The sequence below is a fragment of the Hoeflea sp. genome (assembly GCF_039975035.1).
GTDB lineage: Bacteria > Pseudomonadota > Alphaproteobacteria > Rhizobiales > Rhizobiaceae > Hoeflea.
This window is the reverse complement of record NZ_JBDWHW010000094.1, coordinates 1-7689: the sequence shown is the minus strand read 5'-3', so window position 1 is coordinate 7689 and position 7689 is coordinate 1. Positions and strand designations below refer to the sequence as shown.

The following is a 7689-nucleotide window of genomic DNA, read 5'->3' as shown; positions in this document are numbered from 1 at the left end:
TGCCAAGGCACTGGGGCTCCATCAAAACCCACATGCGATCGGTAATGACAGTGCGATCGACGTCCATGAAAGTCTCCTCAAAAGGAAGCTTGAATCATAAATCGCGTGATTTGGGAATCCTGATACTCAACAAACCCTAGTTCAATATATCTCGAATTGGAAAGTTGGGCGAAGACTGGGCATTCACTGCGGGATGCACAAACGGCAAGATTGGGGCCGGTTGCCGACAGGCAGGTTTTGGCGGCTGAATAACGATCACTGTCGTTTTTCCGCCAGCAGGGAACCTGTTGGTCAGTTTGCTGAGCGATGGCGTTTTCAACAGCTATCCGGGAGATCAGCCCTTCAAACTGTCAAGGCCGTACCGCATTGTGCCAACAGAGGGCCTATTTCGAGCGTGCGCGCGATACGCTCCGCCCCCTCAAGATACTCAACCGCTTCGTCGGCTTCGCCGGTATCTTTCAGGATTCTACCCATGGCCAGAAGTGCCCATGCCTCATTTCCGCTCTCGCCGATGTCACGCGCCATTGACAGGCCCTCGCGAATTTTCAGCAGCGCCTGCTCAGCATTCCCCGATTGCCAAAGCGCCTCACCCAGCAGCGTGAGCACCTGTGCATGGCCAAATCTGAATGTGATCGCGCGCGCCTCGGCTTCGGCTTGTTCCAGAAACTTTAATCCACGCTCAAGCCGGCCGGCGGCGACATGACTTGCACCGAGGGTCGAAAATACGCGCGGGAGATAGGCGGGATACTGGCTGGCACAAAGATCCAGGATTGGTTCGAGATGAACGCAAGTACCTGTGTGATCTCCTGTCAACAGACATTTTCTCGCTGCTGCAAATGCAAGCCACAGTCGCTCGTGTGCACCTGTTCCGCGCAGATTTGGCAACAAGGCTGTGGCTTCGTGGATCAAGGAATCCGCTTCATTGAACCGGCCCAGTTCGCTGTAACCCAGAATTGCCCAACCAAAGGCATTGTAGACCTGGTTCAAAAGTCCCACCTCACGGTCATCTTCTCCTACATCGCGACCAAGGAGCCTAAGCGCTTTCGTGCTGTGATGAACGGTCTCGACATAGCGGCCTTTGGCATAGACTGCGCGGCTGAGCATTAGCTTTCCCATAACAAACATGTTCCGGTTCTGCTCGACCGTTATCTGCTTGATGCTTCGCTGGCCCACTTCAATTGCACCATCGATCTGGCCGGCAGAAGCAAGAAGATACGTCTGGGATGAAAGCGACTTGCACATCCTTACGGGATCGCCAAGTCGGCCGGCCAGAGCTTCAGCGTCCTTGAGCAAAGCCAGAAGCTCGGATGGGTTGCCTCTAAGCCCGCGCGCCGCATAGGCGAGGAAGCGCAGGTCTATGCCGTGGGCTAGGGCTTCCGGTGTTTCGTCCTGCGTCTCCAATGCCTGCAGCCCGCGCTCGATCAAGGCGGAGGCCTCCGAGTAGGACGCTTTGGCCATCGCCGCCCTGGCGGCAGCCGTCAGATGTGGAACCGAGGCTGACGGATTGCCCCCGAGCAGCAGGTGATGGCCGACAAGTTCGGGATGACGCGCCGCAAGCTCGGGGAACTTTTTGTCGAGTACAGCGGCGATACGGGCATGCATCTGCTGGCGAGATCCGCGCAGTATGCGGCCGTAGGCGGCATCGCGGTAAAGCACATGCCGAAACGCGTATCTTGTTCGCGAGCTGGGGGTCTGCAGATCGACCAGACCCTGATCGACAAGGGTGGCGATGATGTCGTCCACGACGTTTGCGGGATGCTCGGAAACGGCAACCAGCAGGTCGCGGCTGAATTCGCGGCCGATGCAGGCCGCGTAGTGAAGTATGTCCTGCTTGAGTTCCAGCCCATCGAAGCGCGCTGCCAGAAAATCGGCGAGTGGTTCGGGTACTTCGGTGCCGATGGTTGCCTGCGGCGACTCGCGACCAGGCGCCGCGAAGGTACGAGCAAGCTCCTCGACGAAAAGCGGCACACCGCCCGCCCTTATCACAACGGTATCGAGCAGGTTTGCATTGTGGATTGGGCCGGATATCGATTGCCGGGCCAGTATCATGGCGCTGCGGTGGTCTAGCCGGTTGACGCTGAGCTGGTCGAAATGGACCTTCCAGTCCTCGACCAAGCCGCCAGGCCTGCAAGTGGCGACGGCCATCAGCGGCTGCCCCCGTCTGGACGCAGCGATACGCGCCAGGACCTCGAGCGACGAGGAATCCGCCCAATGTGCATCCTCGAACAAGAGCATGACAGGCGTGTTGTCGTTGATCCTCGCGATCAATTCGCCGACCGTGTCGAGGATCCGTTCTCGCCGTGCCTTGGCGGTCAGGGCGGCCAGTTCCGGGTCGTCGGTTTCGGCCTGGATGCCGAGCATGATTTCGAAAATTCCTGCTCTCCGAACCATCTCGGCTCCAAAACCCGACAGGAAGCTCCTTAACTGCCCGGACTGCGCCGTCCGATCGCCGTTGATCGCAGCCAGGGTCCTTAGCCATTGTGAGAACGGCCAGAGCGGCGTGTCGCTGAATTGGGGTGCGCATTGCAAGACCAGCGTTCTGGCGCCTTGGCTCTCGGCATTGGCCTGAATTGTTCTTGCCAGGCGGGACTTTCCGATGCCTGCCTCGCCGACAAGCAGAACGGCCTGGCCGTCACCCTGACGCGCCCGCGACCATCGGCTCATCAGCAACGCCAACTCCTCGGCGCGACCTACGAGTGCTGCGGGTCGTGCTCCCGCACGCGCGGCAAATCTGTCGGGTCTGACAACTTCCCCGACAATCTCGATCGCCTCGCTGTGAAGGTCAGAGGCAACTGTTTCGAAGGCACCGCCGAGCGACCGTTCGAGGCGGGCTTCGGCAAGGATCCCGTTCGCCGGCGCCAGCATCGCAAGCTCTTCGGCTCTGGTCAAAGTCTGCCCGAAAAAGGTGCCAGCGAACCTCACTTCGGATCCATGGCGGGTTACACATAGGCCGTTGTTCAGCCCGATTCTGCAGCTGGCCGTCACGCCTTCAGAGAGTGGCAACCGAGTGACGACCTCGCGAACGTGGAGGGCAAATCGCGCAGCCATTTCTGCATCATCCTCGGCAGTACTGCGCCATCCGAAGCAGGCGACCAGACGCGGGCCGTAGCGGTCGCCAAGAGCCCCGCCGATGCGGGCCAGTTGCGGTTCGATCCGCTCCGACAGAGCGTCCACTGCCACCATCTGCAGTTCGATGTCGAGCTCGGACCCGTCCCTTATGCAAAGGTCGAGATTGATGACGACAAGAGTAAGCCGCCGTCGTTCCGAAACGTTTTGCACCGATGCCGATCGGCATGGCGAATGGGCTGTTTCGTGTTGTTTCCCTGCCTCGTCTTGATCCGACAAGGCCTCCTGAAGGGTCTGCAACAGTTCGAACTTGCTGCTTACACCGAGCTTGCGATAGATGGTCGCGAGGTGGGTACGGACCGTTGAAGGCGCTCGCGAAAGAGCCTTGGCGATGTCCTGATAGGTTCGGCCTTGGGCAAAGAGTTCAGCAATTTCCCGCTCACGCGACGTCAGCCGCGTCCATCCATTCGTTGCCAATGGGAGCTGGTGCCAGACCACGCCATCCGGGGTGTCCACCGGTGCAAATGTCGCGGCAGTCTGCGGGTCGAGATCCGCATGGGCCGGGGCGTCCATCACGACGCCATATTCCGAACGCGTGGCGATCGCAATCGCCACCTCGCGGCCCACTTTGCTGAACGCTGCAGAAAAAGCATCATGCTGGTCCGAAGCGACTTCGGATCTCAGTTTGCCGACGCAGCGCAAGGCGCTTGGCGAATCCGGAAATCCGCAGATAACGCGCTTGTCGTCCTGATCCAGAACCTTGCCATCAAAAGCTTCGATGATCTCCCGGAGCGTCGATCGGAGATCGTCCGCATCCCTCAAAATCAGGCAGACATATACTTTGGACACCAACGGCTCCCCGTTCCCCGGCATGGCAACAGCCTAACGCCAGAACACTTCTCATCAGCCTGATGCATGTCCGCACCACACATTTGAGGTACCCCTACTACAGCTGCAGTAGGCATTAAACCAAGCATCTGCACGATACCCAAAAAATGGGGCTCAGTTATTCATTGATGCCACACGACGCGGTGATCGCGATGAGGGGACACGCCGTTGCGATTACAAAGACAGATATGCAAGGGAGCACTAGGTATATTTTCAGGACCTGTTCGCCTATTTCGCGATGCTTGTCGCACTTCCCCTTGTTCCTGGATCGCTCAATACCATCATGATGGCCCGAACTCTTGCGGGAGATACTGCGGGAGCCATCTGCGGTTCTGCAGCCACATCGCCAGATTTGACCACATCTCGCGATCGCCGCCATTCATGAGGCGTTGGAAGACAAGTTCACTGTCAAACAAGTGCACCCCGGTCTGGTCACAATGGAGTTTATTGATGCGGAATTTCACAGCCTTCCTGTTGCTCGGCCTGTTGGCATTTTCACCTTCGGTTCAGGCCTCGCCGGACGTCGATTTCCCGCAACCGGGTTATTCCTATGGCGGCAAGGTTCGCAGTGGACCGGGCATGCAATTCCGGCAGGTCGGAAGCCTCAGGGAAGGCGACGACATCCTCATTCTCAATGGCACCGGCGCCATGATGAATGGCTACGAGTGGTTCGAAATCCGCTACAACAACGGCCGCACCGGTTTCCAGTGGGGCGGGATCATGTGTTCGCAAAGACCCTATGCGACCATTTTCCGGGTGTGCGACGGTCCGCGACTGCAGACGGGTGTAGCCGTGGACAACGCCCCGTCATCAGGTCCCGCCATTGTAAACGGATTTTCCGTTGGTCAGGTCCAGCACCCGGGCGGCAGTTTCACCAATACCCGTGGCGTGCAGTGGCAGGAAGCCGACGCCCAGGGCCGGGTCACCTTTCACTTCCAGGAAGAGTCGCGCGACGAGGGGTCGGTCTACCTGTTTGATGCGTCCCGCAATGTATCCCTGCAACTCGATCTCCACCGCCGGCAGGTGCTTTACGGCCTCGGGACTGAACAGAAAACGGTTCTGTATCCGATTACGCAATCGTCTGTGCAGGGCGGTCATACAAGAGCCAGCAACGGACGACCTCAATCTGCAGATTCGACGACGGTTCAATACACCTGCCCGGAGGGGCTGCCTCTGACGGTCAGCTATGTCAACAGCGGCAACGGACACGTGATTTTCAGCATCGACGGCTCGCCGGAACGGCGCCTCGATCAGGTCGTGTCAGGATCCGGGTCCCGCTACACCGACGGCAGGTTCACGCTCTTGAGCAAGGGCAACACCGCGACGCTCCAGACCCCGAGCGGTGTCGACAATTGTGTCGAGCAATAACCGGCAGGGCACGCCGGGAATTTCAAGAAAGCGTTCAACACGCGCATCAACTCAAAGGGAACACGAAATGATCAGTAAAACGCTAATTGCACTTGCCGCCATCAGCACTCTTGCAGGCTCTGCACCGGCGGCTTTGACCGTCATCACCGGAGCGACGGTTGCTCTCGTTTCCACCTCAACTCCCGCCTCGGCGGCTCAGTGCGGCCCTCGCGTCTCTGTGACCGGGAATGCGGCAACCGGTGCGATCTTCAAGTTGAAAAAACGCCGCGCTGAACGCCGGGCTGAACGCGCGTGGCGTGGCTTTGTCGCTGGAGAGAAGGGCGGTTCGATCTTTGCAAAATTCACAGACACCAATCACCCAGCCTTCGGATTGGGAACACGTTTTGCCGATCTTGATAATGCAAAGAAGGTTGTCATGAACTGCAAGGGCGGCTCCCGGATGCGGTGCACCGTCACAGCGACGCCCTGCGCCGGATAAGAAAGGGCTCAACGAGTTCGGGTCGAATGCAAAACCCGGCTCGTTGGGCCTTGCGGCCTCAGCCGCTGACAGAAAACGGCGTCACTGCCAGGCATGATCCCGTCCCGACGCCCGAACGCATCTGTTGTTTCCATGAGGAAAATATCGTGAAATTTCGTCAATTCGGTTTGAAAATCATTGCTGCCTCTGCGGCCTTGATCGCCCTTTCCGGCACCGCGCAAGCCGGCTTCTGCCAAAAGTACAAACAAACCCGGTCCAATGCAGGGGCCTGCGCCAACTGCTTTGTGCTGATAAGAAGCTTTCCCGAAAAACAGCTCTATGCGGTTACCGGAACGAACGGGTGGTACGCCGAATTGGTTTGGGTCGAGGGTGATGATTCTGTCGCTACCGGGGCCGGCAAATGGAGAGATGAACTCGGCGGCACACCGTTCGAGCTCGATCTGGTTCAGCAAGGTTCTGAACTGTCGATGGTCATGAACGATGACCCCAAAAGGCAGCAGCCGCCAATTACCGCGAAGTTCCGGTGCGTCCAGCGCTAACCCGCATTGCAGCAATGGCCAAGTCTAGAATTTCCTACTTCTCCATCAGCCTTTTTGAGATAAATTGGGCAATTGTTCGCTTAGCACAATTGCCCAGTATTTTCGTCTGGCTGGGCGGGGCATTTTTGGCAATTCGCCCGGGCAGACATTCACCAAAATGCAAAATGTACGCTATCCACCCTGTCAGGGCTTGGGTGCGGAGCGAAGCGAATGGCTGCTTACGGGACCCTGGCTCAAGATCGCGAACGACTGGAATGAAGGCGCATAGCTGCTCGATTCCAAACTTGAAGATTGTAACTTTTACGCCGACACATGCGGCCCCGCAGTTCGCGGAGCCGCTTGCTGTCATATCTCCGTATGCTCCGCTAATTCCAAGGCATCCTCAATGTCCACCCCTAGATACCTGACGGTATTTTCGATCTTGGAGTGGCCTAACAAGATTTGGATCGCGCGAAGGTTTCCGGTTGCCTTGTAAATCATTGCGGCTTTGGTGCGCCGAAGTGAGTGCGTGCCGTAGTCTTCGCGCCGTAGCCCAATTGCGGTCACCCATTCATCGACCAATCGAGCATACTGGCGAGTATTCAAGTGGTCTGTATGATCGACTCGGCTGGGAAAGGCGTAGTCGTCAACTGCTCCACCTCGACGCTCAAGCCATGCAAGCAAACTTGCCCTTACATCTGCCGTGATTTCGAACTGAACCGGACGTCCAGTCTTTTGCTGAACGACAATGGATCGGGTTCGAATTTGTGCTCCTGTCACAAGGCTCCCTATTTTCATTTTTACCAGATCGCAACCCCGCAACTTGCTGTCGATTGCGAGGTCAAACAACGCGCGATCTCTCATGCGTCCCTCCCTGTCGAGGAAGAAGCGGATCGCCCAAATCTGGCGCTGTTTCAGCGGCTTTTTGATACCAATCTTGCGGCCAGCGTTCCACGCCGGACGGCCCAGTGCGGTAGGATCGTATTGTGCAATACCCATTTCAGTTCTCCTTCGGCCAACATTGGCCGTTAGAAGAATGTATGAGCGCAGGGATTGTGGTCCGTAACCTGTCAGGCAGCTTGTTGGAACGACGTCGGGAAAGCAGACGTTCGCGTAGACGGGCGCGGAGTCAATCACGACCCTGTGCTGCCGTTCATTGAACGCGCGAAGAAGGTCCGAAGGCTGACCGAAACGGCTGCTGCAACTCAGCAATTCTCGCGAGTGTAAAGTGTAATTCCAAACCATTTTTCTCGCGTCGAGATGCATCCTGTCGGGCCCGATGCTGTGCAAGAACTGCGTCACCGTCGACGCTTCATAATCGCTTCTGCCCTACCGTGCCGGAAAGTGAGGATGCCATGAAAACAAGTCAGA

5 protein-coding genes are annotated in these 7689 nt (G+C 57.6%); 3 read left to right on the top strand and 2 right to left on the bottom strand.

Annotated elements, in window-relative coordinates; translation table 11 throughout:
- Positions 1-342 precede the first annotated feature (342 nt).
- Positions 343-3915, bottom strand: coding sequence for an AAA family ATPase (locus ABJN75_RS07915; RefSeq protein WP_348438475.1), 3573 nt, complete (start codon positions 3913-3915; stop codon positions 343-345).
- 489 nt (positions 3916-4404) lie between these two features.
- Between ABJN75_RS07915 and ABJN75_RS07910 the strand changes: the two genes are divergently transcribed.
- The 3 genes from ABJN75_RS07910 to ABJN75_RS07900 are packed head-to-tail and all read left to right on the top strand — an operon-like array spanning position 4405 to position 6339.
- Positions 4405-5322 carry an MliC family protein gene (locus tag ABJN75_RS07910; RefSeq protein ID WP_348438473.1) on the top strand — a complete coding sequence of 306 codons (918 nt, stop codon included), beginning with the start codon at positions 4405-4407 and terminating at the stop codon, positions 5320-5322.
- The gene (locus ABJN75_RS07905; RefSeq protein WP_348438471.1) at positions 5297-5800 is read left to right on the top strand and encodes a hypothetical protein; all 504 of its coding nucleotides are present in this window, start codon (positions 5297-5299) and stop codon (positions 5798-5800) included. The genes ABJN75_RS07910 and ABJN75_RS07905 overlap by 26 nt, the downstream gene beginning before the upstream one ends.
- A 26-nt stretch (positions 5801-5826) precedes the next feature.
- A complete protein-coding gene (locus tag ABJN75_RS07900; protein ID WP_348438469.1) occupies positions 5827-6339 on the top strand; it encodes a hypothetical protein in 513 nt (170 codons plus the stop codon).
- Positions 6340-6684: 345 nt separating this feature from the next.
- Here ABJN75_RS07900 and ABJN75_RS07895 read toward each other — a convergent pair whose 3' ends face one another.
- A complete protein-coding gene (locus ABJN75_RS07895) occupies positions 6685-7317 on the bottom strand; it encodes a tyrosine-type recombinase/integrase (RefSeq protein WP_348438467.1) in 633 nt (210 codons plus the stop codon).
- Positions 7318-7689: the final 372 nt, after the last annotated feature.